Source organism: Pseudomonas sp. ArH3a (assembly GCF_022648765.1).
In the GTDB taxonomy this organism is placed as follows: domain Bacteria; phylum Pseudomonadota; class Gammaproteobacteria; order Pseudomonadales; family Pseudomonadaceae; genus Aquipseudomonas.
Genome location: NZ_CP080330.1, coordinates 4,942,863 through 4,967,364 on the forward strand (window position 1 = coordinate 4,942,863; position 24,502 = coordinate 4,967,364).

A 24,502-nucleotide genomic window follows, 5' to 3' on the forward strand; every position below is an offset into this window, starting at 1 on the left:
CCAAAAAAAAGCCCGCAGTGTGGGCGGGCGAAAAACCAACGAAGAGCTTTGGGGGTATGAAGCGAGGTGACGCTCAGCTACCGCGATAGGTGGAGTAGCTGTAAGGCGAAATCAGCAGCGGCACATGGTAGTGATCCTGTTCGGCACTGATGCCGAAGCGCAGCACCACCACGTCGAGGAACGCAGGTGCAGGCAACTGCACCCCCCGCGCACGGTAGTAGTCGCCGGCGCTGAATTGCAGTTGGTACACGCCGCTGCGGTAGTCATCGCCTTGTAGCAGCGGCGCATCGCAACGGCCGTCGCTGTTGGTGATGGCGCTGGCAACCAGCTCCAGCTGCGCGCCTTCGACGCGGTACAGCTCAACCGTGATTGCGCTGCCGGGGCAGCCGTGTGCGGCGTCCAAAACGTGTGTGGTCAAGCGTCCCATGGCGTCTGCGCGCCTCCCGAAGTCAGTAAATAAGAAGACCGCACTTTTTCAGGGCATCAAAAAGTCGGCGATGGCTGATTAAGACACTTTTTAAAAAAATTGTACACAATAAAAATCACAAACTCAGCGATCCTCCCAACTGTGTTAATCGGCAGGGCAATGACCGGGTAATCCTTGCTTTCAAACGACCTTTTGTCCATTAGCTGACCAGTTGGGCAAGTTTCTTGCTAAGCCAAATGCACAGTACTCTGCCGAAAAAATGCAGAAATTCAGGCTTACAAACTTGCCGATAAGTTGTATACAATCACTCATCGCTGTGACGCCACCCAGTCTTTTCACTGCCCGGCCGCCACACACACTTGCTACCACGAACAAGAAGGAAGACTGCAGTGAGCGCTGACTACCCACGCGACCTGATCGGTTACGGCAGTAACCCTCCTCACCCCCACTGGCCGGGCAAGGCACGCATCGCGTTGTCTTTCGTACTCAACTACGAAGAAGGCGGCGAGCGCAATATTTTGCACGGTGACAAAGAGTCCGAAGCCTTTCTATCGGAAATGGTCTCGGCCCAGCCACTGCAAGGCGAGCGCAACATGAGCATGGAGTCGCTGTACGAATACGGCAGCCGTGCCGGCGTGTGGCGCATCCTCAGGCTGTTTAAAGAATTCGACATTCCGCTGACTATCTTCGCCGTGGCCATGGCCGCCCAGCGCCACCCGAACGTGATCCGCGCGATGGTCGCCGCCGGCCATGAGATCTGCAGCCACGGCTATCGCTGGATCGACTACCAGTACATGGACGAGGCCCAGGAGCGCGAGCACATGCTCGAAGCCATCCGCATCCTCACCGAACTGACCGGCGAGCGCCCATTGGGCTGGTACACCGGCCGTACCGGCCCCAACACGCGGCGGCTGGTGATGGAGGAAGGCGGCTTTCTCTACGACTGCGACACCTACGACGACGACCTGCCCTACTGGGAACCCAACAACCCCACCGGCAAGCCGCACCTCGTGATCCCCTACACCCTGGACACCAACGACATGCGCTTCACCCAGGTGCAGGGGTTCAACAAGGGCGATGACTTTTTCGAATACCTCAAGGACGCCTTCGACGTGCTGTATGCCGAAGGCGCCGAGGCACCGAAGATGCTCTCGATCGGCCTGCATTGCCGCCTGATCGGCCGCCCGGCGCGCCTCGCCGCGCTGAAGCGTTTTATCGAGTACGCCAAAGGTCATGAACAGGTGTGGTTCACCCGCCGCGTCGACATTGCCCGCCACTGGCACGAAACCCACCCGTACACGGGAGCGGCGAAATGACTGCGTTCCAAACCTTGAAACCGTCGAGCCTGAGCCGCGACGCATTCGTCAACGCCTTTGCCGACATCTACGAACATTCGCCATGGGTGGCCGAAAAGGCCTTCGACCTGGGCCAGGACAGCTCGATCGATGAGATCGAAACCCTGCACCAGCGCATGAGCGATATCCTGTTGAGTGCCGATCACGCCAGCCAGCTGGCGCTGATCAACGCTCACCCGGACCTGGCTGGCAAAGCTGCCGTCCAGGGCCAATTGACCGAAGCCAGCACCAATGAACAAGCTGGCGCCGGTATTCACCAGTGCACGAGTGAAGAGTTCTCACGCTTCACTGAGCTGAACGACGCCTACAAGGCCAAGTTCAAGTTTCCCTTCATCATGGCGGTAAAAGGCAGCAACCGGCATCAGATTCTCGCCGCGTTCGAAACGCGCATCCACAACTCGGCAGACGCCGAGTTCAAATGCGCGCTGGCCGAGATCAATAAAATCGCGTTGTTCCGATTACTGACCCTTTAGCAGACCTGGCCCGAGCGCTCATGACGCCCAGGGCCTGGCGAGCATCCCAAGCCACTTAATCTAAGGCAGACAAGAAGAATGAAAGCGCAACCCGTACCTTTCGAGAAGTTCGTCAACCTGGCCGACGCCCGCCTGGGCACCAAGATCATTTCGGTGACCGATGACTGGTTCGCTGACGCCAACCGCCTGTTCCAGCCGACCCCGGCTGTGTGGAAGGAGGGCGTTTTCGATGACAACGGCAAGTGGATGGACGGCTGGGAGTCGCGCCGCAAGCGCTTCGAAGGCTACGACAGCGCAGTGATTCGTCTGGGCGTGCCCGGTTCGATCAAAGGCGTGGACATCGACACTTCATTCTTCACCGGCAACTACCCGCCGTCGGCGTCCCTGGAAGCCTGCTTCCTGGCCTCGGGCGAACCTGACGACAACACCCAGTGGGTTGAAGTGCTGTCGGCCGTTGAGCTGCAAGGCAACAGCCACCACTACCACGAGATCAACAATGCCCAGGCGTTCAGCCACCTGCGCTTCAACATCTACCCGGATGGCGGCGTGGCCCGTCTGCGTGTGTACGGTGTGCCGTTCCGTGACTGGTCGGCTGTGGGTGACAACGAACAAGTCGACCTGGCAGCAGCCCTGAACGGCGGTCGCGCGCTGGCCTGCTCCGATGAACACTTTGGCCGCATGAGCAACATCCTTAACCCGGGCCGTGGCATCAACATGGGCGACGGCTGGGAAACCGCACGTCGTCGCACGCCAGGCAATGACTGGGTGATCGTCGCACTGGGGCACCCAGGCGAGATCGAGAAAGTCATCGTCGACACCCTGCACTTCAAGGGTAACTACCCGGACACCTGCTCGATCCAGGGCGCGTTCGTTAAAGGCGGCACCGACAGCCAGATCGAAACCCAATCGCTGTTCTGGCGCGAACTGCTGCCGGCACAGAAACTGGAAATGCACGCCGAACACACGTTTGCCGAGCAGATCAAGGCACTGGGGCCGATTACCCACATCCGCCTGAACGTATTCCCGGACGGTGGTGTGAGCCGCCTGCGGGTTCTCGGTAAGGTCGCGAAATAAGGGTGAGCCCAATCGCGGGCAAGCCCGGCTCCCACAGGGGTACGCGGTCAAATGTGGGAGCCGGGCTTGCCCGCGATAGCGGTAGACCAGACAACATCAAATTCGAAAACTTAAGAAGACAGCCATGCGCACACTGATGATCGAACCCCTGACCAAAGAAGCCTTCGCGCCTTTCGGAGACGTTATCGAAACCGATGGCAGCGATCACTTCATGATCAACAACGGGTCGACCATGCGCTTTCACAAGCTGGCAACGGTAGAAACCGCACAGCCTGAAGACAACGCGATCATCAGCATCTTCCGCGCCGACGCGCAGGACATGCCGTTGACCGTGTGCATGCTGGAGAGACACCCGCTGGGCAGCCAGGCTTTCATACCGCTGCTCGGCAACCCCTTTCTGATCGTGGTCGCGCCACTTGGCGATGCACCTGTATCAGGCTTGGTCCGCGCCTTCGTCACCAACGGCAGGCAGGGCATTAATTACCATCGCGGCGTCTGGCACCACCCGGTGCTGACGATCGAAAAGCGGGATGACTTCCTGGTGGTTGATCGCAGTGGCACCGGCAATAACTGCGATGAGCATTTTTTCAAAGAGGATGAGCGGTTGATCCTCGCCCCCCACCAATAAGAGAAGGCCGGATCACCCGACAACAAGGGTGACAGGCGAGAGGTAAAGACTGTGGAAGCACATCTGTTGGAATGGCTGAACCTTAGCGTGCGCTGGGTTCACATGATCACTGGCGTCGCGTGGATCGGCGCTTCCTTCTATTTCGTCTGGCTGGAAAACAACCTCAACCGCGTCAACCCCAAGGACGGCCTGGCCGGTGACTTGTGGGCGATCCACGGTGGCGGTATCTACCACCTGGAAAAATACAAACTGGCCCCACCGACCATGCCGGACAACCTGCATTGGTTCAAATGGGAGGCCTATTTCACCTGGATGTCGGGCGTCGCGCTGCTGTGCGTGGTGTTCTACCTCAACCCGACGCTGTACCTGCTCGCCCCCGGCAGCACGCTCAGCGGCACCGAAGGCGTCTTGCTGGGCATCGGCTCGCTGTTCGCCGGCTGGTTCATCTACTCCTTCCTGTGCGATTCGGCCCTGGGCAAGCGCCCTGCCCTGCTCGGTTTGATCCTGTTCGTGCTGTTGATTGGCGCTGCGTACGGCTTCAGCAAAGTGTTCAGCGGCCGTGGCGCTTACCTGCACGTGGGTGCAGTGATCGGCACCATCATGGTCGGTAACGTGTTCCGCATCATCATGCCCGCCCAGCGCGCACTGGTGGCCGCCATCGCCGAGAACCGCACGCCGGACCCGGCGCTGCCCGCCAAAGGCTTGCTGCGTTCACGCCACAACAACTACTTCACCTTGCCGGTGCTGTTCATCATGATCAGCAACCACTTCCCGAGCACCTACGGCAGCCAATACAACTGGCTGATCCTGGCTGGGATCGCGGTGGCGGCGGTGTTGGTGCGGCACTACTTCAACACCCGGCACAACAGCCAGAAGTATGCGTGGACCTTGCCGGTTGGCGCGTTGGCGATGATTTGCCTGGCGTACGTGACCGGCCCGAAACCGGTGTCGACTGCCCCAGATGTGGCCAAGGCGCCTGCCGCCATCGAGTACCAACCATTGCCGGAAACCGCATTGGGTGGCGGCCTGAAACCAGCCGCCCCGGCAGCACCTGCTGCGGCACCTGCGCCTGCCCAGGCATCGATTGATTTCGACAAGGTGCACGGGGTCATCCAGGAACGCTGCGCCGTGTGCCATTCGGCCAAGCCCACCAGCCCGCTGTTCAGTACGGCACCGGCGGGCGTGATGTTTGATACGCCGCAGCAGATCCAGCAAATGGCCCCACGGATCCAGGCGCAGGCTGTGGCCAGCCAGATCATGCCGCTGGGCAACATCACCCAGATGACCCAGCAGGAACGGGATTTGATAGGTACTTGGATCAACCAAGGAGCCCGCACAAATTAACTGATTCACACAGAACCCCATGTGGGAGCGGGCTTGCTCGCGAAAGCGGTGTGTCATTCAATCAATCAGTGACTGAACTACCGCATTCGCGAGCAAGCCCGCTCCCACAGGGGTTATGCAGTGTTTGAAAGATCGCGTTCCAAATGGCAATTGAATGCCAAACAACACAAAAATAAAAAGATCCGAGGTGTTGCATGTCCCCGTTAGAAACGCAGACTCCTGCCGCGCCCGCCATGGTGCGGCTGCCCCTCTTGCAATTGATTCTGGTCGGCCTGCAACACGTCCTGCTGATGTACGGCGGCGCCGTCGCCGTGCCCCTGATTATTGGCCAGGCCGCAGGCCTGAGCCGTGAAGAAATCGCCTTTCTGATCAACGCCGACCTGCTGGTGGCTGGCGTCGCGACTATGGTGCAGTCGTTCGGCATCGGCCCGGTGGGCATTCGCATGCCGGTGATGATGGGCGCCAGTTTTGCCGCCGTCGGCAGCATGGTGGCCATGGCCGGGATGCCCGGCATCGGCTTGCAGGGGATTTTCGGCGCGACCATCGCCGCCGGGTTCTTCGGCCTGTTGATCGCACCGTTCATGTCCAAGGTCGTGCGTTTTTTCCCGCCGCTGGTGACCGGCACAGTGATCACTGCCATCGGCCTGTCGCTGTTCCCGGTGGCCGTGAACTGGGCCGGTGGTGGCAGCGCCGCCGCCTCGTTCGGCTCGCCGGTTTACCTGGCGATTGCCGCGCTGGTACTGGGCACTATCCTGCTGATCAACCGCTTCATGCGCGGCTTCTGGGTGAACATCTCGGTACTGATCGGCATGGCGCTCGGCTACGGTTTGTGCGGCATGCTCGGCATGGTCGACCTCAGCGGCCTGGCCCAGGCGCCATGGGTGCAGGTGGTCACACCGCTGCACTTCGGCATGCCTAAGTTCGAATTGGCGCCGATCCTGTCGATGTGCCTGGTGGTCGTGATCATCTTCGTCGAGTCCACCGGCATGTTCCTCGCCCTGGGCAAAATCACCGGCCAGGAGGTCACGCCGAAGATGCTGCGCCGTGGCTTGCTGTGTGATGCCGGCGCGTCGTTCTTTGCCGGTGTCTTCAACACCTTTACCCACTCCTCGTTCGCACAAAATATCGGCTTGGTGCAGATGACCGGCGTGCGTTGCCGCTCGGTGACGATCATGGCCGGAGCGTTTTTGATTGTGCTCAGCCTGTTGCCCAAGGCGGCGTATTTGGTCGCCTCGATTCCGCCGGCGGTACTCGGCGGCGCAGCGATTGCCATGTTCGGCATGGTCGCGGCGACCGGGATCAAGATCCTGCAGGAAGCCGACATCGCCGACCGCCGTAACCAGTTGCTGGTGGCGGTGAGCATTGGCATGGGGCTGATCCCGGTGGTGCGTCCGGAGTTCTTCGCGCAGTTGCCCTTATGGATGAGCCCGATTACCCACAGTGGGATTGCCATGGCCACGCTCAGCGCGTTGTCGCTGAATGTACTGTTCAACATCCTCGGCGGTGCTGAACGCCCCGTCGTCGCCCCTACACACTGATGCGTTCCTGCTCCAAACAAAAATAATAACGAACAGAGAACAACACCATGCACACCCTTCACCTGGGGCTGGCCACAAGCCGCGCCCCATTCTTGCCCCACGCGCTCTGTAACAGCGCACTTGAGCCAAGGCCTGGGAGCCAGTATTCTCCGCGCCCGCTCAAATCGACTCAAAAAAAAACAGCGAATGTAAAAGCTGACTGCAGGGCCAACTTATCCTGGCCCCGTGTCTGCGGCCAACGTGCACAAAAGAACCTGCGTATTCGACTGCATCAAGTGCAGCCGAAGGCGTTTTATTGGCTTTTTAAACACCTTGGCGCAGCTCTTGCTAAAAGCATTAAAGCTGACCAAACAGACGATTTTTGCAGCGAACCAAAAGGCGCCACACCAGAGCGCCTGCGTAGAAAAACAACCATAAAACTTTGACTCGGGAGCAACCGAATGAAACCTATGTTGAAAGGCCTGATGTTGGCGGGATCCCTGCTGGCCGGCGGCCAAGCCATGGCCGGCGATTTGTTGCAGTGGCAGACCAACAGCCTGACGTACCTGTGGGGCAAGAACTTCACCGTCAACCCGCAGATCCAGCAAACCGTCACCTTCGAACATGCCGATGCCTGGAAGTACGGCGACAACTTCCTGTTTGTCGACCGCATCTTTTACAACGGCAAGGAAGATGGCAACGTCGGCCCGAGTACTTACTACGGTGAGATCAGCCCGCGTTTGTCGTTCGGCAAGATTTTCGACAAAGACCTGTCATTCGGCCCGATCAAAGATGTGTTGCTGGCCTTCACTTACGAGTTCGGCGAAGGCGATAACGAGTCGTACCTACTGGGCCCGGGCTTTGACTTGAACATCCCGGGTTTCGACTACTTCCAGTTGAACTTCTACCAGCGCCAGACCGAAGGCAATCGCCCGGGTGACGGCGTCTGGCAGATCACCCCGGTCTGGTCGTACACCATTCCCGTGGGCAACTCCAACGTGCTGATCGACGGCTTCATGGACTGGGTGGTGGATAACGATAAGAACGCCCGTGGCACTTACCACGCCAACCTGCACTTCAACCCGCAGGTCAAATATGACCTGGGCAAGGCGCTGCACTGGGGCGAGAAGCAGTTGTATGTGGGTTTTGAATACGACTACTGGAAGAACAAGTACGGGATTGAAGATTCCGGTGCGTTCAAGACTAACCAGGACACGGCGAGCTTCCTGGTGAAGTACCACTTCTAACAGACACGGCAATACCCCTGTGGGAGTGGGCTTGCCTGCGACAGCGTTATATCTGTGCCAACTATATTGGCTGACACACCGCTATCGCAGGCAAGCCAGCTCCCACACTTTTAGATCGACGACAAGCCCAGGAACCTCGACAACTCCTCGCGCTTGGCCAACGCATCTTTCCTGCCCAACTCAATCAACTCGCTGCAATACCCCGCCTCGAACAGCAAGTAACTCAGCACCCCTGCCCCGCTGGTTTTGGTCGCTCCCGGCCCGCGCAAGAACAGGCGCAACGCCGCCGGTAGTTCCTGGCGATGACGCGCGGCGATTTCATCGATCGGCTGACTCGGCGCAATCACCAGCACTTCCACCGGCGCCAAGCCCTGTATCGCCGCATCCGCCGGCAACACATGACTGAACTGGTTGAGACGCTCGAGCAATTCGATGTCGCTTTCCAGGCTGTCAATGAACGTACTGTTGAGCATGTGCCCACCGATCTGCGCCAGGGTCGGTTGCTGGCCGGTAAACGTGCGTTGCGCTGCCGGCTCATTGCCCCGAGGGTTACCGCTCACGCCCACCACCAGCACGCGGCTTGCGCCCAGGTGCAGGGCCGGGCTGATCGGCGCGGATTGGCGCACTGCGCCATCGCCGAAGTACTCCTGGTCGAGTTTGACCGGGGCAAACAGCAAGGGAATTGCCGAGCTGGCCAGCAAGTGTTCAACCGTCAGTTGGGTGGGCATGCCGATACGTCGATGGCGCAGCCAAGCATCGATGGTGCCGCCACCCTGATAGAACGTCACCGCGTGCCCGGACTCGTAGCCAAAGGCGGTGACGGCGACCGCATGCAGGTGTTTGTTGCGGATGGCGACATCGATGCCGTCCAGGTTCAGCTTGTCGTTGAGCAGCGCGCGCAACGGCGTGCTGTCGAGCAACGCCACCGGCACCTGGGCGCCGATACCCAGCAGGCTGTGGAAGGTGAAACGACTGGCCTGGCGGATCACACCGGGCCAGTCGCTGCGCAGCACCAAGTGGCTGCGAAAGCCCTGCCAGAACGCCGTGAGACGTTGGATGGCGGCCGTGAAGTCGGTGGCCCCGCTGGCCAGGCTCACCGCATTGATCGCCCCCGCCGAGGTGCCGACAATCACCGGAAATGGATTCGGTGCCCCTGGCGGCAGCAGCTCGGCAATCGCTGCTAACACCCCCACCTGATACGCCGCTCGCGCCCCGCCGCCGGAAAGAATCAAGCCTGTGACCGGTTCAGCTGGGCGCATTGCGTCACTCCATGTGCAGAAAAGTAAGGCTTATCGGCGGCGTTTCTCGTACAGCTTAGCCTCGCCCGGTGGCCGGCTCTTGAAGCGCCGGTGGGTCCACAAGTATTGCTCGGGGCATTCGCGTACCGAGGCTTCGACCCACTGGTTGATGCGCAGGCAGTCGATCTCATCGGTTTCGCCGGGGAAGTCGGTCAACGGCGGGTGGATCACCAGCCGGTAACCGCTGCCATCGGCCAGGCGCTCCTGGGTGAACGGCACCACCAACGCCTTGCCCAGGCGCGCAAACTTGCTGGTGGCGGTCACGGTGGCGGCCTGGATGCCGAACAGCGGCACAAAAATGCTCTGCTTGGCGCCGTAGTCCTGGTCCGGCGCGTACCAGATGGCGCGGCCGGCGCGCAGCAGCTTGAGCATGCCGCGCACGTCTTCGCGCTCGATGGCCAGGGAGTCGAGGTTATGCCGCTCGCGGCCACGGCGCTGGACGAAGTCGAACAACGGGTTGCCGTGTTCGCGGTACATGCCATCGATGGTGTGTTTCTGCCCGAGCAGGGCCGCGCCGATTTCCAGGGTGGTGAAGTGCAGCGCCATAAGGATCACGCCCTTGCCATCCAACTGCGCCTGCTTGAGGTGCTCAAGCCCTTCGACATGGGCCAGGCGCGCCAGGCGTTGACGCGACCACCACCAGCTCATGGCCATTTCAAAGAAGGCGATGCCGGTGGAGGCAAAGTTTTCCTTGAGCAGCTTCTTACGCTCCTTGGCGGATTTTTCGGGGAAGCACAGTTCCAGGTTGCGCGCGGCGATGCGGCGGCGTTCGCCAGCCACGCGGTACATGCCCGCGCCAAGCACGCGACCAATGGTCAACAGCGCGCGGTACGGCAACTGAGTAATCAGCCACAGCAGGCCGAGGCCCAGCCATAGCAGCCAGAAACGCGGGTGAAGAAATACAGCTCGAAAACGCGGGCGATCCATTACAGATTCCGGTAAAGACAGGGCCGCGCATTCTACAACGGTTCGACTCGGCTTGCGGCCCGTGGATGTTCTCGTTATAAGTCTCGACACTTTTCGTGACAAGCCGCTTTCGCCGACCATGAGCCAAACCGAACCGCTAGACCAAGATCCCGTGTTCCAGCTGAAAGGCAGCATGCTCGCCATCACCGTGCTGGAACTGGCCCGCAATGACCTCGACGCCCTGGACCGCCAACTGGCCGCCAAGGTCGCCTTGGCGCCGAATTTTTTCAACAATGCCCCGCTGGTGCTGGCCCTGGACAAACTCCCGGCTGGCCAGGGTGTGATTGATTTGCCCGGCCTGATGCGCGTCTGCCGCTCCCATGGTTTGCGCACCCTGGCGATTCGCGCCAGCCGTATCGAAGACATCGCTGCCGCAATCGCCATTGAACTGCCAGTACTGCCGCCGTCCGGTGCACGCGAGCGTCCGCTCGATCCGACCGAAGGTGAAGTGAAGAAAAAACCGGAAAAGCCGCCGGAACCGATGATCAAGCCTACAAAAATCATCACCTCCCCCGTACGCGGCGGGCAGCAAATTTACGCCCAGGGCGGCGACCTGGTGGTGATCGCTCCGGTAAGCCCGGGCGCGGAACTTCTCGCCGATGGCAACATCCATGTATACGGCCCGATGCGCGGACGTGCCCTCGCCGGCATCAAGGGTGATACCAAGGCCCGTATTTTTTGCCAGCAGTTGACCGCTGAACTAGTGTCCATCGCAGGCCAGTACAAGGTTTCAGAAGATTTGCGCCGTGATCCGCTGTGGGGGGCCGGGGTACAAGTCAGCCTGTCGGGCGATGTGTTGAACATCATCCGTCTTTAACGGATACTGCCGCATTTTCCAAGCATCTCTAGACTCTGATAGCAAAGCGAAACCGGCAAGACTTGCGTAGGACTATTTGGAAGTTGGCGTTCCCCCGTGGAAACCACATCTTTTTCCTACAAAGGCTGTCCGCCTGCGGCGAGTTCCAAGAGATGTTTTTCAGGGACCGAAAAGTCCTTTTTCCTTAGGGGTGAAACACCTTGGCCAAGATTCTCGTGGTTACATCCGGCAAGGGTGGTGTGGGTAAGACCACCACCAGCGCCGCTATCGGTACCGGCCTCGCTCTGCGCGGCCACAAGACAGTCATCGTCGACTTCGACGTCGGTTTGCGTAACCTCGACCTCATCATGGGCTGCGAACGCCGCGTGGTGTATGACTTCGTCAACGTGGTCAACGGTGAAGCCAACCTGCAACAGGCCCTGATCAAGGACAAGCGCCTTGAGAACCTGTATGTATTGGCCGCCAGCCAGACGCGCGACAAAGATGCGCTGACCAAAGAAGGCGTAGGCAAAGTACTCGCCGAGCTGAAAGAAACCTTCGAGTACGTGGTGTGCGACTCCCCGGCCGGCATCGAAACCGGTGCTCACTTGGCAATGTACTTCGCCGATGAAGCGATCGTTGTGACCAACCCGGAAGTGTCTTCGGTACGTGACTCGGACCGTATGCTCGGCCTGCTGGCCAGCAAATCCAAGCGCGCCGAAGACGGCCAGGACCCGATCAAGGAACACCTGCTGCTGACCCGTTACAACCCGGAGCGCGTCAGCAACGGCGAAATGCTTGGCGTTGAAGACGTGAAAGAAATCCTCGCAGTGACCCTGCTGGGCGTGATCCCGGAATCCCAGGCCGTGCTGAAGGCTTCCAACCAAGGCGTACCGGTGATTCTTGACGACCAGAGCGACGCCGGCCAGGCGTACAGCGATGCCGTCGATCGCTTGCTGGGCAAGACCGTGGAACATCGCTTCCTCGATGTTAAGAAGAAGGGATTCTTCGAGCGTATCTTTGGAGGCAACTAAACAATGAAATTTCTCGACTTCTTTCGCGCCAACAAAAAGCCAAGTACCGCGTCGGTAGCGAAAGAGCGTCTACAGATCATCGTGGCGCACGAACGCGGCCAACGCAGCACGCCGGACTACCTGCCAGCCTTGCAGAAGGAACTGGTCGAGGTGATCCGCAAGTACGTCAATATCGGCAACGATGACGTGCATGTCGCCCTGGAAAATGACGGCAGCTGCTCGATCCTGGAACTCAATATCACCCTGCCTGATCGTTGATCGAACAGGCGGTCGCCACGGCGGCTCGGGCACCTTGATCCCTTTTATGGGACCGGGTGAGCGAGCCGCCGTTGGCGTTTGTTACGAGGCTGTTTAATGCCGCTGTCCAATATCCATATCTTGCATCAGGACGACGCTGTCCTGGTGGTGAACAAGCCGACCCTGTTGCTCTCGGTGCCCGGCCGCGCCGATGACAACAAGGATTGCCTGATCACCCGTCTGCAGGAAAACGGCTACCCCGAAGCCCGCATTGTCCATCGCCTGGACTGGGAAACCTCGGGCATCATCCTGCTCGCGCGGGACGCCGATACCCACCGCGAACTGTCGCGCCAGTTTCATGACCGCGAAACCGAAAAGGCCTACACCGCCCTGGCCTGGGGCCAGCCGGCACTGGACAGCGGCAGCATCGACCTGCCCCTGCGCTACGACCCGCCGACCAAGCCACGCCACGTGGTCGACCACGAATTCGGCAAACACGCGCTGACTTTCTGGAAAGTGCTGGAACGTTGCGGCGACTGGTGCCGCGTCGAGCTGACGCCGATCACCGGGCGTTCGCACCAGTTGCGCGTGCACATGTTGTCGATCGGCCACCCGTTACTCGGTGATGGCCTGTACGCCCACGAACAAGCCTTGGCCGCCTGGCCGCGTTTGTGCCTGCATGCGAGCATGTTGAGCTTCACGCATCCGCAGAGTGGCGAACGGCTTCGCTTCGAGTGCCCCGCGCCCTTTTAAGCTGCGAACACGGTCAAATGTGGGAGCCGGCTTGCCTGCGATAGCGGTGTATCAGCCAATACATTTGGCACAGATGGGCCGCTATCGCAGGCAAGCCAGCGCCCACATTAGCCTTGTGTAGTTCTCAACAACGCAGCTTCACTTCAAATGTGGAGCCAATACGGTAAACTCCGCGCATTGCTGTCTGGAGCTATTTATGCGCGAAGCGTTGAATCAAGGCCTGATCGACTTCCTCAAGGCCTCCCCTACTCCTTTTCATGCCACTGCCGCCCTCGCCCAGCGCCTGGAAGCCGCGGGTTACCAGCGTCTCGACGAGCGCGAAACCTGGACCACCGAGGCCAACGGGCGCTATTACGTCACCCGTAACGACTCCTCGATCATCGCCTTCAAGCTCGGCCGCCACTCACCGCTGCAAGGCGGCATTCGCCTGGTCGGCGCCCACACCGACAGCCCGTGCCTGCGCGTCAAGCCCCAGCCGGAGCTGCAGCGCCAGGGTTTCTGGCAGTTAGGTGTGGAAGTCTACGGCGGCGCACTGCTGGCGCCGTGGTTCGACCGCGACCTGTCGCTGGCCGGCCGCGTGACCTTCCGCCGCGACGGCAAGGTCGAAAGCCAACTGATCGACTTCAAGCTGCCCATCGCCATCATCCCCAACCTGGCCATTCACCTGAACCGTGAAGCCAACCAGGGTTGGGCGATCAATGCGCAGACCGAACTGCCGCCGATCCTCGCGCAATTTGCCGGTGACGAACGCGTGGACTTCCGCGCCGTGCTCACCGAGCAGCTGGCAAGGGAGCACGGGCTGAACGCGGATGTGGTGCTCGACTACGAGCTGAGCTTCTACGACACCCAAAGCGCTGCGGTGATCGGCCTCAATGGCGACTTCATCGCCGGTGCGCGCCTCGATAACCTGCTGTCGTGCTACGCCGGCCTGCAAGCCTTGCTCACCAGCGAAACCGACGAAACCTGCGTGCTGGTGTGCAACGACCACGAAGAAGTCGGCTCTTGCTCGGCGTGCGGCGCCGATGGCCCGATGCTGGAACAGACCCTGCGCCGCCTGTTGCCCGAAGGTGACGAATTCGTACGTACCATTCAGAAATCACTGTTGGTGTCGGCGGACAATGCCCACGGCGTGCACCCCAACTACGCCGAGAAACACGACGCCAACCACGGCCCGAAACTCAACGCTGGCCCGGTGATCAAGGTCAACAGCAACCAGCGTTACGCCACCAACAGCGAAACCGCCGGCTTCTTCCGCCACCTGTGCATGGCCCAGGAAGTGCCGGTACAGAGCTTCGTGGTGCGCAGCGACATGGGCTGCGGCTCGACCATCGGCCCGATCACCGCCAGCCACCTGGGCGTGCGCACCGTGGACATCGGCCTGCCGACGTTTGCCATGCACTCCATCCGTGAGCTGTGCGGCAGCCATGACCTGGCGCATTTGGTGAAGGTGTTGGGCGCGTTCTATGCGAGTCGCGATCTGCCCTGAGACCGAGTCGCGGCCATCGCGGGCAAGCCCGCTCCCACTTTGGAATGCATTTTCCTGTGGGAGCGGGCCTGCCCGCGATGACAATTTCACTGACACCCAACGCTATCTGACTCACATCAACTCCACTTCTCGCAATTCGACCTAGACTTGTCAGTATTCCCACTCCGACAAGGCCGTCGCACCATGATCTCCATGTCCTCTTTCCACACCATGCTCATTCCCATCATCATCGGCATGATCCTGCTCGCGACCGGTTTCAACTTTCGTGACAAACCTGTGGGCGTGTTTGGCATGTGGGTCGGCATGCTGTTGATCCTGGGCACCGTGGTGTACAAAATCCTCGCCAAACTGGCGGAATGACAAATGCACTCGCATTGGGCATAGCGGCCTCGTACACTCGGTCAATTCGTCGTTTTCAAGGTTGACCGCCTCGTGCTCTCCCGTCTGTTTGCTCTGCCCTGCTACTGCCTGTTCGCCCTGCTGATGCTGCTGCCGCTCACGCCTGCCCACGCCGCGGGCTTGCCCGGCCTGCTCGGCAGCACCACCAAGACCCAACCCCAGGCCGACGTGCCGCTGGGGCAGTCGCTGGACGAGGTGATCAAAACCTTGGAAAACGACAAGCAGCGTACTCAACTGCTGAGCGACCTGAAAAAGCTGCGCGAAGCCACGCAAAAAGCCCAACCGGCCGCCGAACAAGGCGTGCTTGGTTTGATCGGCAGTACGCTGTCCGACCTTGAGCAGCAGTTCTCCGGCGCCGACAGCCCGGTGCAACGCTGGTCCAATGAAGTCGACCTGGCCAAGGACGAACTCAGCGCCCTGATGCTGCCAGCACGCGAATGGTTGCCGATCATTTTCGGCTTTGCCGTGATCCTGGCCTTGTGGAGCCTGCTGGCCGCCGCGCTGATCTGGCTCAGCCACCGCGTGCGCGAACGGTTCGGCCTGCCCGAGGAACTGCCGCAACACCCGCGCACCTGGGACATGCTGCGTTTCGCCCTGCGCAAACTGGGCCCTTGGTTGATCGCCCTGGTGATCACGGTGTACCTGAGCTACGCCTTGCCTTCGTCCCTGGGTAAGTCCCTGGCGATGGTGCTGGCCTATGCGCTGGTGGTCGGCACCTGTTTCTCGGCCATCTGCGTGATTGCCTTCTCCGTGCTCGATGGCCCGCATCGCCACCGCGCGCTGTACATCCTGCGCCGCCAAGCCTTCCGCCCACTGTGGTGGATCGGCAGTTTTGCCGCGTTTGGTGAAGCCTTGAGCGACCCAAGACTGATCGCGGCACTCGGCCAACACCTTGCCCATACCGCCGCGACGGTCGCCAATGTGATGGCCGCGCTGTCCACCGGCGTGTTTATCCTGCGTTTCCGCCGTCCGATCGCGCACCTGATCCGCAACCAGCCGCTGTCGCGCCGCCTTACCCGCCGCGCCCTCACCGATACCCTTTCGATCATCGGCACCTTCTGGTACTTGCCGGCGCTGTTACTGGTGGGCATCTCGCTGTTCGCCACCTTCCTGTCGGCCGGCGACACCAGCACGGCGCTGCGCCAATCATTGTTGTGCACGGTGTTGCTGGTGTTGTGCATGGTGATCAACGGCCTGGTGCGCCGCCATGCACTCAAGCCACAGCGCGGGCACAAACGCCATGCGCTGTACTCCGACCGCCTGAAAAGCTTCGTTTACACCTTGATCCATCTGGTGGTGTGGCTGGTGTTTATCGAGCTGGGCCTGCGGGTTTGGGGGCTGTCGATGATTCGCTTCACCGAAGGTGACGGCCATGAAGTCAGCGTCAAGCTGTTCGGCCTGGGCGGCACGCTGCTGTTTGCCTGGCTAATCTGGATCCTCAGCGACACCGCGATCCACCATGCCCTGACCCGCTCGCGCAAAGGCATGGCGAATGCGCGTGCGCAGACGATGATGCCGTTGATCCGCAACGTGCTGTTCGTGACCATCTTTATCATCGCCGCCATCGTGGCCCTGGCGAACATGGGCATGAACGTCACGCCACTGCTGGCCGGTGCCGGTGTGATCGGTATCGCCATCGGTTTTGGTGCGCAGTCGCTGGTGGCCGACTTGATCACCGGCCTGTTCATCATCATCGAAGACTCCCTGGCGATTGATGATTACGTGGACGTCGGCGGCCACCTCGGCACCGTCGAAGGCCTGACCATCCGCACCGTGCGCCTGCGCGACATCGACGGCATCGTGCACACCATTCCGTTCAGCGAAATCAAAAGTATCAAGAACTACTCGCGGGAGTTCGGCTACGCGATCTTCCGGGTGGCGATCCCCTACAACATGGAAATCGACGACGCCATCAAGTTGATGCGCGACGTCGGCCAGAAAATGCGCAACGACCCACTGCAACGCCGCAACATCTGGTCACCGCTGGAGATTCAGGGCGTGGAAAGCTTTGAGTCCGGCAGCGCGATTCTGCGGGCGCGGTTCAAGACCGCGCCGATCAAGCAGTGGGAAGTCTCGCGGGCATTCAACCTGTCGCTCAAGCGCCATCTGGATGAGGCCGGGCTGGACCTGGCGACGCCGCGCCTGAGCGTGCAGGTAGTGACCGCAGGCTCCGTGCTGGAGAAAGATCCACAACAATAATTAGGGAGAGGTGCTTATGCGTTTAAACGGTCTGACACACCAATGGGTTTTGGGCTTGCTGTGCGGCGCCGCCAGCGGGGTGGTCATAGCCGCCAGCAGCGGCCAGGACAGTGCCCGGGAGGAAATCGCCGCCCAGGCCAAAATCCTTGAACCGGCCCTGCTGGAAACCCGCCGCGATATCCACGCCCACCCTGAACTGGGCAACACCGAAACCCGCACCGCCGAATTGGTCGCCAAGCAACTGCGCGACCTGGGCCTTGAAGTCAAAACCGGCGTGGCCCGCACCGGCGTCGTCGCCATCTTGAAGGGCGCCCTGCCCGGCCCGACCGTCGCCTTGCGTGCGGATATGGATGCATTGCCGGTCAAGGAAGTCGCCGACCTGCCCTTCGCCTCCAAAGCCAAAGGCACCTACTTGGGCAAAGAGGTCGACGTGATGCACGCCTGCGGCCACGACGCCCACACCGCCATCCTACTGAGCACGGCGAAAATCCTCACCGGCATGCGCGACCGCTTGCCCGGCACCGTGGTGTTTTACTTCCAACCGGCCGAAGAAGGCCCGAGCGACTTTGTCCCCGACGGTAAGAACACCTGGGGCGCGAAGATGATGGTGCAGGAAGGCGTGATGAAAGCGCCCAAGCCGGACGCGGTGTTCGGCCTGCACGTGTGGGCCGGTGTCCCCGCCGGGCAGATCGCCTACCGTCCGGGCCCGACCCTGGCCAGCTCCGATGACCTGCGCATCAAGATCCTCGGCAAACAGACCCACGCCGGCCGCCCTTGGGACGGCATCGATCCGATCACCGTGGGCGCACAAACCATTGTCGGCCTGCAGACCGTGGTCAGCCGCCGCACCGACATTTCGTCATTCCCGTCGGTGGTGAGCATCGGCACCATCAACGGCGGCACCCGCTACAACATCATCCCCGAATCGGTGGATATGACCGGCACCATCCGCTCCTACGACTACGGCATCCGCCAGAAACTGCACGCGGACGTGCGCCAGACCGTGGAGAAAATCGCTGAAAGTGGCGGTGCCAAGGCCGAAGTCACCATCATCGAGAAGTACGACCCGACCATCAACAACCCGGCGCTGACAGAGAAAATGCTGCCAAGCCTGCGTTGGGCGGCCAAGGATGATGTGGTGCAGGGGCCGCTGGTCGGCGGTGCCGAAGACTTCTCGTTTTACGCCAAGGAAGCGCCGGGGCTGTTTGTGTTCCTGGGGGTGACGCCGAGGGATCAGGAGATGAGCAAGGCGGCACCGAATCACAATCCGGGCTTCTTTGTGGATGAGTCGGCGTTGGTGGTGGGGGTCAGGACGTTGGCGTCGTTGGCGACGGATTATCTCTATACCCACCCACCGCAATAACGCTTTTATGTGGGAGTGGGCTTGCCCGCGATGGCGGTGTAGGTATCTACACATCTTTTTATGGGTTGAGTTCTTTGGTTGTCGCGGGGGCGCTGGGTACATATCCGTTATTTGGGTAACGGCTGCTATGGGTTCCGCCCTTACGGCGGGTCACTTTTGGAAAAGAGCCCCAAAAGTAACCAAAAGGGCTCTTGCCCCACCACTCGGCACCTCGCCTAGGCTCGGTGTGCCCTCACTCCGGCTTTGGACCGTGGGCCGCCGCCATGGGCCATCCTTGGCCCATCGCGGCTAAACCGGCGTCCTGCCGGTTTACCCACGCTCCAAAGCCTGCGTTCGGCCAGCGTGGTTTAACGGGGCGCCTAAGATCAAGATCAAAAGCAAGAGCACGGCGGCCTAGTAGCCGACCTGAGTGGTTAAATCAAAAGCGAAGCCGAGGCGGCCTGACAGCCGACCTGATAGTGGAAGCTGAACTCAATCAAATGTGGGAGCTGGCTTGCCTGCGATGGCATCAACTCGGTGTACTTGATGGACCGAGGTGTCTGCATCGCAGCGGTGCGGCGATCCGACAAGCCAGCTCCCACAGAAAAGCAGATCTGCTTTTGCTGTGCTTTTGCCCTGCTTTTGCTTCAACCACTCAGGTCGGCTACTAGGCCGCCGTGCTCTTGCTTTTGATCTTGATCTGCTTTTGATCTTGATCTGAGGCGCCCCGTTAACCACGATGGCCGAACGCAGGCTTGAATCCGTGGGTAACCCGGCAGGACGCCGGGTTAGCCGCGATGGGCCAAGGATGGCCCATGGCGGCGGCCCACGGATTCAAGCCGGAGTGAGGGCACACCGAGCCTAGGCGAGGTGCCGAGTGGTGGGGCAAGAGCCCTTTTGGTTACTTTTGGGGCTCTTTTCCAAAAGTGACCCGCTGTAAGGGCGGAACCATACGAAGCCGTTACCGCAGCAACGGATATGTACTCATATCCACCTAAAAACCCCATCAAAAACTTAACGCAACACAAAAAGTTGCGCAGATACCCGTGGCTATCGCAGACAAGCCCGCTCCCACATTGGGTTTGCGGTGTGTCAGCCAGCCAACGCTGCGCCATCCATCTTCTGGCGCAGGCTGAGCGGGCGCATGTCGGTCCAGACTTCTTCGATGTAAGCCAGGCACTCTTTCTTCATGCCACTCTTGCCCACGGTGCGCCAGCCTTCCGGTACGGCTTTGTAGTCGGGCCAGATGGAATACTGTTCTTCGTGGTTGACCACTACCTGAAACAGGATGTCGTCGCGGTCAAATACTGAGGTCATTGCTGTTCTCCATCAAAAATAAGGCTGGCTGCGCACCACGCGCAGCGCTGATATCTGTAGAAACGTACCAAGGGTACGAAAAATTAGAGGCTGGCGACCGCTGCCGCCAAGGCACGGCCGAAGATCTCGGCAACCCGGTCGATTTCGGCGGCGGTGATCACCAGCGGCGGCAGGAAGCGCACCACACTCCCATGGCGGCCGCCCAGTTCGAGGATCAGGCCGCGCTTGAGGCATTCGCGCTGCACCAGCGGCGCCAGTTGGCGATGCACCGGTGGGTGGCCCTGGATATCAAGGGTGCCGCTGGGGTCCACCAGTTCCACGCCGAGCATCAGCCCACGCCCACGAATATCCCCCAAGTGCGGGAAGTCGCGTTGCAGGATGCGCAGGTGCTCGCCGAGGCGCTCGCCCATGGCCGCGGCATGGCCGGCCAGGTCGTGCTCCTTGAGGTAGCGCATCACCGCCGACCCCGCCGCCATCGCCATCTGGTTGCCCCGGAATGTCCCGGCATGCGCGCCCGGCAGCCAGGTGTCGAGCCAGTCGCGGTACACCACCACCGCCAACGGCAAACTGCCGCCGATGGCCTTGGACATCACCACTACATCCGGGATGATGCCCGCGTGTTCGAAGGCAAACATCTTGCCGGTGCGACCGAAGCCGCTTTGGATTTCATCGACGATCAGCGCCACACCGGCTTGCTCGGTGATACGGCGCAGGCCACGCAGCCAGTCGAGACCGGCCGGGATCACACCGCCCTCGCCCTGCACCACCTCGACAATCACCGCCGCCGGCAACAACACCCCGGCCTCCGGGTCGTTGAGCAGGTTTTCCAGGTAATGCAGGTTGACCCGCACGCCCTCTGCGCCACCCAGGCCGAAAGGGCAGCGGTAGTCGTAGGGATACGGCAGGAATTGCACGCCATTACTGAGCAAGGCGCCCAAAGGTTTTTTCGGCCCCAGGCTGCCCATCAGGCTCAGCGCGCCTTGGCTCATGCCGTGGTAACCGCCCTGGAACGACAACACCGTGCTGCGACCGGTGGCCGTGCGCACCAGCTTCAGCGCGGCTTCGACCGCATCGGTGCCGGTGGGGCCGCAGAACTGGATTTTCGCTTCCCGCGCCAGCTCCATCGGCAAAAGGCCAAACAGGTCTTGTACGAACTGGTCCTTCACCGGTGTGGTCAGGTCGAGGGTGTGCAGTGGCAGTTCGTCGCTCAGTACCTGCTGGATGGCTTCGATCACCACTGGGTGGTTATGGCCCAACGCCAGAGTGCCGGCGCCGGCCAGGCAGTCGATGAAGCTTCGGCCTTCGACGTCTTCCACGTAGATGCCCTTAGCGCGCTTGAGCGCCAGGGGGATACGCCGGGGATAGCTGCGGGCGTTGGACTCCTGCTGGCGTTGGCGGGCCAGTAACGGGGTTTCTTCGAACTGGTAGAGCGTTTCCACGGGTGCCGGGCTGGCGTGCACCGGGGCGTCTTCGATACGGCTGGTAGCGACTGACATCTCTCGATCCCTCAATACGCTGGTGGGGGTGACCAAACTGCCGATCCGCGTGCGCGCGGATTTCATGTTCTGGAGACGCACCAGGGGTGGGGGGATTTAGGCTTGTTGTGGTTTTTTGAGTGGGAACGATCATTCCGTCAGTCAAAGCCCCCGATACCGCTCATTCAACGCATACAAAATCGCACACGTCTCGCCATCCAAAACCCCACCATAATCCCGACTCCGAAAGTGCATCTGAAACGCCCGCGTTCTCAGCTCAAACGCCTGGCGATTCCAAGCCGGCTTATACCCATACCGCTGAAACGCCCGCTCCACCTCAACCTCCGGCGGCAACCCAAGACAAAAACGCCGCTGATACATGGCCCGCGTCGACTCATCAAACCAGGCCCCAATCCCAGCCTCGAACAATCGCCGCCAAGGCAACCGAGGCCCAGGATCACTCTTGCGCCAATACGCCACATCCGAATGCCCAACAATGTCGACGGGCTCAACCTGCGGATACCGCTCAAGAATGTCGCGAACCAACGCAATCAACACATCAACCTGCTCCTCGCCGTACGCAGGAAAGGTAAACACCCCGCCATCCTCCCGCGCCAAATTAACAATCTCGACACCAATCGACCGGCTATTGAGATTATCCCGACCACCCCAATGGCTCACCCCGGCATGCCAGGCACGCTTATCCTCGTCCACCAACCGAAACACGCGCAATTCGTCATACCCGGCGGCACGGTAGCCGAGCTCATCAGGGTCCGGCAGCAGATAGTGAGCGCTGACGCCATTTTGAGTAAGCGTAAGCAGGGATGAAGCGAAAGGCGACGCGGTGTAATGCAGGACCACCTGCCGCACGGGCTCGCCCATGCGTTCATTGAAATCCCTGGAAGGGAAACTGCTATCGATCACCAACATAAGAACCGTCCTTTTCAGTACAGGCCGAGTCATTCAGCCCGTTCAAGCGCAAAAAAATTACCGCCATCCTGAAGCGCTGAACTTCAAAAAGGCGGTAATTATTTGGCACCTTAAAAGAACGTGATCAGCGCCGCAGCGGCATGCCTAAGTCAACCCGCAGGCCATCCGGCTGGCTGTCGAATTTCAACGAGCAGGAGCAGCGCTGCACGATAGCCTGCACAATCGCCAGGCCCAGTCCACACCCCTCGCTGCTGCCATTGCGCCAGAAACGCTGGGTCAGGTATTGCAGGTCATCACTGGAAATCTGCTTGCCATGGTCACGCACGCGGAACACCACCGTGTCGGCGCTGGTGAATACATCCAGCTCCACGCGCGTGTCGCCCGGGGTGTGGCGCAGGGCGTTATCCAGCAGGTTGCGCAAGGCCGCGACGGCCAAGGCCACCGGCATTTCTACCGGGGTTTGCGTGAGGTTGTCCGCCAGGATCAGGTCGATACGCCGGTTATCGCCGGCGTTGGCGTCCTGGATCGCCAGCCGTGCGACTTGTTCAGCACTGGATTGCAAGCCATCGTCGAACGACAGGCTGCCCTCCACCCGCGCCAACAGCAGCAATTGCTCCAGGGTGCGGTGCAAGCGGTCGGCGCCCTCTTCGGCATGAGCCAGGGATTGGTCGCGGGCCGCACCGTCGGTCATGCGCGCTACTTGCAGGTGGGTCTTGATCGCCGTCAGCGGGCTGCGCAGCTCATGGGCGGCATCGCCGGTGAGCCGGCGCTCACGCTCGATGGCCTTGGCGATGCGTTGCAACAGTTGGTTTTGGGTGTCGAGCAGCGGCTTCAGCTCGCTGGGCAGCGGGTGAATCTGCAGGGGTTCTAGGGAGTCAGCACTGCGGCGCATCAACGCATCGCGCATGCGGTTCAGCGGCACCAGGCTCTGGCCGATGCCCAGCCACAGCAGGCACAGGCAACCCAGCAAGGCCACGCCGACCGGCACCGAAGCCGCCAGCAGGATCGACAGGTTCAGCGCCTCACGCTCCACTTGGCGATCGGCAGTGGTGATCAGCAGATCGCCACGGGACAGGGTGAAACTGCGCCAGCCCACGCCGTCGATGACCTGATCGCGAAAGCCGCTCTTGCGCGACTCCAAGCCTTCATTCGGGGTGGTATGGCTGCGCGCCAGGACTTCCCCGCGCAAGGAGCTGACCTGGCAGGCCATGCCACCCGGCACATTCAGTTGTTCGGTGCGCAACTGCGTACCGCCGCTCACGCTGGCAAGGCCCGGCATCTGCTCGGTCAGACCCGCCACCATGCGTGCCGACGCGACCAGGCGCTGGTCGAGGGAAAACATCATCTGGTTGCGCAGGTCGTTGAGCATCCAGGCTGCCGCCAGCAGCCAAATCAGCACAAAGGCAGCGCCCAGCTTGAACGTCAGGCGCAGGCGCAGGCTCATCACGAAGCATTTTCTCCATCATCCAGCACGCCACCGTCCGCCACGCCCAGGCGATAACCGAGGCCACGCACGGTCTCGACAATGCCGTTGCCCAATTTGCGCCGCAGGTGGTGGATATGCACATTGAGAGCGTTACTTTCCAGCTCGTCGTTGAAGCCGTAGACGCTGTCCTTGAGCTGTTCGCTGGACAGCACCCGGCCCTTGTTGTGCAGCAGTGCCTGCAACAACGCTTGTTCGCGACGGGAAAGGTCCACCGGCTCGCCGGCCAGGAAGGTTTCGCGGCTGCTGGGGTCATAGGCCAGACGGCCGTGTTCGATCAGGTTGATTCTGCGCCCCGCCACCCGCCGCAGCAGGGTTTGCAGGCGTGCAGCAAGCTCGCGCAAGTCGAAGGGTTTGAGCAGGTAGTCGTCGGCGCCGGCTTGCAGGCCGTCGACGCGATTAGTTACCGAGTCGCGCGCGGTAAGGATCAGCACCGGAATTTCCAGGCCTTGGCTGCGCTGTTGCTGCAGCAACTTGAGGCCGTCTTCGTCGGGCAAACCGAGGTCGAGCACCATGATGTCGAACGTGGCAGCCCTGAGCATCGCCCGCGCGGCAGCGGCCGTAGCCACGCGCTCGACGGTAAAGCCTTGGGCGCCGAGGCCAGCAACAATGCCGCTGGCGATCAGTTCGTCGTCTTCACAGACCAGTACGTGCATGGTTAACCCTTCATGAAAGATGGGGAGAATTAAAGGTGCGGCGGATTAAGCGCCGATTATGCCGTG

24 protein-coding genes are annotated in these 24,502 nt (G+C 60.8%); 16 read left to right on the plus strand and 8 right to left on the minus strand.

Annotated elements, in window-relative coordinates:
- Window positions 1-73 precede the first annotated feature (73 nt).
- A complete protein-coding gene (gene uraH, locus K0P33_RS22565) occupies window positions 74-427 on the minus strand; it encodes a hydroxyisourate hydrolase (protein WP_094951455.1) in 354 nt (117 codons plus the stop codon).
- A 389-nt stretch (window positions 428-816) separates the two neighbouring features.
- On the opposite strand from uraH, the gene puuE reads away from it, so the two are divergent.
- The 8 genes from puuE (at window position 817) to K0P33_RS22605 (ending at window position 8,065) form a co-directional block, all read left to right on the plus strand.
- Window positions 817-1,743 (plus strand): allantoinase PuuE, encoded by a 927-nt coding sequence (gene puuE / locus K0P33_RS22570; RefSeq protein WP_094951456.1) that lies wholly within the window; start codon window positions 817-819, stop codon window positions 1,741-1,743.
- The gene (uraD, locus tag K0P33_RS22575) at window positions 1,740-2,255 is read left to right on the plus strand and encodes a 2-oxo-4-hydroxy-4-carboxy-5-ureidoimidazoline decarboxylase (protein ID WP_242151531.1); all 516 of its coding nucleotides are present in this window, start codon (window positions 1,740-1,742) and stop codon (window positions 2,253-2,255) included. Before puuE ends, uraD begins: the two co-directional genes overlap by 4 nt.
- Before the next feature lie 78 nt (window positions 2,256-2,333).
- A complete protein-coding gene (gene alc / locus K0P33_RS22580) occupies window positions 2,334-3,329 on the plus strand; it encodes an allantoicase (protein WP_242151534.1) in 996 nt (331 codons plus the stop codon).
- A 124-nt stretch (window positions 3,330-3,453) separates the two neighbouring features.
- A complete protein-coding gene (locus K0P33_RS22585) occupies window positions 3,454-3,957 on the plus strand; it encodes an ureidoglycolate lyase (protein WP_094951459.1) in 504 nt (167 codons plus the stop codon).
- A 51-nt stretch (window positions 3,958-4,008) separates the two neighbouring features.
- Window positions 4,009-5,301, plus strand: coding sequence for a urate hydroxylase PuuD (locus K0P33_RS22590; RefSeq protein WP_242151536.1), 1,293 nt, complete (start codon window positions 4,009-4,011; stop codon window positions 5,299-5,301).
- A 194-nt stretch (window positions 5,302-5,495) separates the two neighbouring features.
- A complete protein-coding gene (locus K0P33_RS22595; protein WP_242151539.1) occupies window positions 5,496-6,839 on the plus strand; it encodes a nucleobase:cation symporter-2 family protein in 1,344 nt (447 codons plus the stop codon).
- A gap of 47 nt (window positions 6,840-6,886) precedes the next feature.
- Window positions 6,887-7,264: a hypothetical protein gene (locus K0P33_RS22600; protein ID WP_242151542.1), complete on the plus strand. Its 378-nt coding sequence runs from the start codon at window positions 6,887-6,889 to the stop codon at window positions 7,262-7,264.
- A gap of 15 nt (window positions 7,265-7,279) precedes the next feature.
- Entirely contained in the window at window positions 7,280-8,065 is a 786-nt protein-coding gene (locus K0P33_RS22605; protein ID WP_094951462.1) for an outer membrane protein OmpK, read from the plus strand.
- Window positions 8,066-8,175: 110 nt separating this feature from the next.
- Here K0P33_RS22605 and K0P33_RS22610 read toward each other — a convergent pair whose 3' ends face one another.
- Both K0P33_RS22610 and K0P33_RS22615 read right to left on the minus strand, forming a co-directional pair.
- A complete protein-coding gene (locus K0P33_RS22610; RefSeq protein ID WP_094951463.1) occupies window positions 8,176-9,324 on the minus strand; it encodes a patatin-like phospholipase family protein in 1,149 nt (382 codons plus the stop codon).
- Between the two features lie 30 nt (window positions 9,325-9,354).
- On the minus strand, window positions 9,355-10,290 hold the full coding sequence (locus K0P33_RS22615) for a lipid A biosynthesis lauroyl acyltransferase (protein WP_094951464.1): 936 nt from the start codon (window positions 10,288-10,290) through the stop codon (window positions 9,355-9,357).
- Window positions 10,291-10,408: 118 nt separating this feature from the next.
- Here K0P33_RS22615 and minC point away from each other — a divergent pair, with 118 nt between their 5' ends.
- The 8 genes from minC (at window position 10,409) to K0P33_RS22655 (ending at window position 18,596) form a co-directional block, all read left to right on the plus strand.
- Window positions 10,409-11,146, plus strand: a complete 738-nt coding sequence (gene minC, locus K0P33_RS22620) for a septum site-determining protein MinC (protein ID WP_094951465.1) — start codon at window positions 10,409-10,411, stop codon at window positions 11,144-11,146.
- A gap of 200 nt (window positions 11,147-11,346) precedes the next feature.
- Window positions 11,347-12,159 carry a septum site-determining protein MinD gene (minD, locus tag K0P33_RS22625; RefSeq protein WP_057011745.1) on the plus strand — a complete coding sequence of 271 codons (813 nt, stop codon included), beginning with the start codon at window positions 11,347-11,349 and terminating at the stop codon, window positions 12,157-12,159.
- Window positions 12,160-12,162: 3 nt separating this feature from the next.
- Complete coding sequence (gene minE, locus K0P33_RS22630; RefSeq protein WP_003175252.1) at window positions 12,163-12,417, plus strand: cell division topological specificity factor MinE; 255 nt, start codon at window positions 12,163-12,165, stop codon at window positions 12,415-12,417.
- Between the two features lie 96 nt (window positions 12,418-12,513).
- Window positions 12,514-13,149, plus strand: a complete 636-nt coding sequence (locus tag K0P33_RS22635; protein WP_003192838.1) for an RluA family pseudouridine synthase — start codon at window positions 12,514-12,516, stop codon at window positions 13,147-13,149.
- A gap of 196 nt (window positions 13,150-13,345) precedes the next feature.
- Window positions 13,346-14,635, plus strand: coding sequence for a M18 family aminopeptidase (locus tag K0P33_RS22640; protein ID WP_094951467.1), 1,290 nt, complete (start codon window positions 13,346-13,348; stop codon window positions 14,633-14,635).
- Window positions 14,636-14,818: 183 nt separating this feature from the next.
- Complete coding sequence (locus K0P33_RS22645) at window positions 14,819-14,995, plus strand: hypothetical protein (protein WP_176462949.1); 177 nt, start codon at window positions 14,819-14,821, stop codon at window positions 14,993-14,995.
- A gap of 72 nt (window positions 14,996-15,067) precedes the next feature.
- On the plus strand, window positions 15,068-17,233 hold the full coding sequence (locus K0P33_RS22650; protein WP_094951468.1) for a mechanosensitive ion channel domain-containing protein: 2,166 nt from the start codon (window positions 15,068-15,070) through the stop codon (window positions 17,231-17,233).
- A gap of 16 nt (window positions 17,234-17,249) precedes the next feature.
- Window positions 17,250-18,596 (plus strand): amidohydrolase, encoded by a 1,347-nt coding sequence (locus K0P33_RS22655; protein ID WP_094951469.1) that lies wholly within the window; start codon window positions 17,250-17,252, stop codon window positions 18,594-18,596.
- 1,071 nt (window positions 18,597-19,667) lie between these two features.
- On the opposite strand, the gene K0P33_RS22660 is transcribed toward K0P33_RS22655, so the two are convergent.
- From K0P33_RS22660 to K0P33_RS22680, 5 genes are all read right to left on the minus strand, one after another.
- On the minus strand, window positions 19,668-19,892 hold the full coding sequence (locus K0P33_RS22660; RefSeq protein ID WP_028617283.1) for an MbtH family protein: 225 nt from the start codon (window positions 19,890-19,892) through the stop codon (window positions 19,668-19,670).
- Between the two features lie 83 nt (window positions 19,893-19,975).
- Entirely contained in the window at window positions 19,976-21,388 is a 1,413-nt protein-coding gene (locus K0P33_RS22665; protein WP_242151546.1) for an aspartate aminotransferase family protein, read from the minus strand.
- A gap of 141 nt (window positions 21,389-21,529) precedes the next feature.
- Entirely contained in the window at window positions 21,530-22,297 is a 768-nt protein-coding gene (locus tag K0P33_RS22670) for an N-acetylmuramoyl-L-alanine amidase (RefSeq protein ID WP_242151549.1), read from the minus strand.
- Window positions 22,298-22,421: 124 nt separating this feature from the next.
- Window positions 22,422-23,741 carry an ATP-binding protein gene (locus K0P33_RS22675; RefSeq protein WP_242151552.1) on the minus strand — a complete coding sequence of 440 codons (1,320 nt, stop codon included), beginning with the start codon at window positions 23,739-23,741 and terminating at the stop codon, window positions 22,422-22,424.
- Window positions 23,741-24,436, minus strand: a complete 696-nt coding sequence (locus K0P33_RS22680; RefSeq protein ID WP_094950793.1) for a response regulator transcription factor — start codon at window positions 24,434-24,436, stop codon at window positions 23,741-23,743. Before K0P33_RS22680 ends, K0P33_RS22675 begins: the two co-directional genes overlap by 1 nt.
- Window positions 24,437-24,502: the final 66 nt, after the last annotated feature.